This window comes from Thermomonas sp. (assembly GCF_041905325.1).
Taxonomy (GTDB): domain Bacteria; phylum Pseudomonadota; class Gammaproteobacteria; order Xanthomonadales; family Xanthomonadaceae; genus Thermomonas.
Genome location: NZ_JAYRLK010000045.1, coordinates 242 through 1,525, shown reverse-complemented (window position 1 = coordinate 1,525; position 1,284 = coordinate 242). Strand labels below are relative to the sequence as shown.

1 protein-coding gene and 1 pseudogene are annotated in these 1,284 nt (G+C 66.0%); one reads left to right on the top strand and one right to left on the bottom strand.

Annotation, left to right across the window (positions count from 1 at the left end; translation table 11 throughout):
* Positions 1-855 (bottom strand): TRAM domain-containing protein (locus tag ACE3OK_RS12590; RefSeq protein WP_374249893.1); only part of this gene is annotated, 855 nt, incomplete at its 3' end.
* Between the two features lie 65 nt (positions 856-920).
* Between ACE3OK_RS12590 and ACE3OK_RS12585 the strand changes: the two are divergent.
* Positions 921-1,284: pseudogene (locus ACE3OK_RS12585) on the top strand (carboxyl transferase domain-containing protein); the annotation flags it as partial.

Here is a 1,284-nt window from a genome sequence, read left to right as displayed (position 1 = left end):
CTGGATGAAATCCAGCGGGCGGAAGTTCAGTTCGATGTCCCACTGCGGCAACCCGAACGCCAACGCGGGCGGCTCACCGGAAAGTGGATGCACCGAGTCAATGCCACCGGGCTGCAGCGAGATCGCGAAGCCATGTTCGCTGCCGAATGCTGCCAGCTTGCTCTTGTCCACCTCCGACAGCGGCTGCAGATGGCGGAACACCAGTACGGTGGCGGCATCGCCGGCAATGAATTCGATCTGCGGGATGTCACGACGGCCATCCAGACCATCGACCAATGCGCCCAGCACGTCCAGCTTGAAGCCCAGCTGCGGCACCACGGTGTGGCACTCGCGCAAATCAGCGACGAAGCGCGGATCGAGTTCGCGAAAACCGACCAGGGTCTTGTCCTTCTTTTCGACCCGCCGCACCGACAACCGGCCCTTGCGCCGATAGCCCCAGCTGTCCCCGCGCAGCGGCGGCAACACGCTGGCGGGCGTGACGTGGCCGATCCGCTGCAGGTTGTCCAGCAGCACCCGCTGCTTGGCATCGATCTGTCTGCCTTCGGCCAGATGCTGCAGCACGCAGCCGGCGCACACACCGAAATGCGGGCAGCGCGGCTGCACGCGATCCGGCGATGCAGTCAGCACGTCCAGCGTCCTGGCTTCATCGAAATGCTTGGAGCGTGCCGTCTGCTGCACCGAGACGGTTTCCCCCGGCAACGCGCCGGTGACGAACACCGCCTTGCCGGCCTGGGCATGCCCCTCCGGCCAATGCGCGACGCCCCGGCCGTCATGGCTGAGGTCGGTGATCTGGAGGGTTTTCGGAGATTGATCGAGACGGGCCACGTGTCGGGAAACAGCAGGGTGGCCGGTCATTGTCGCAGACTGCCGGGGCGCAGGCGGTATCCTTGGCGACTGCATACCGCAAACGGACGTCCTGCATGCCCGCGTTGACCACCCAGCTTGATCCCCGCTCGCAGGATTTCCTCGACAACGTCGCCTTTCACCGCGAACTGGTGGCCGAGCTTGACCGCCGCCTCGCCCATGCCGCCAACGGCGGCGGCGAGAAGGCACGCAACAAGCACACCGAGCGCGGCAAATTGCTGGCGCGCGACCGCATCACCGCCCTGCTCGATCCCGGCTCGCCGTTCCTGGAAATTGCGCCGCTGGCCGCCGAGGGCATGTACGACGATGCCGCACCCGCCGCCGGCATGGTCTGCGGCATTGGCCGTGTGTGCGGTCAGGAAGTGGTGATCGTCGCCAACGATGCCACCGTCAAGGGCGGCACCTATTTCCCGATGACGG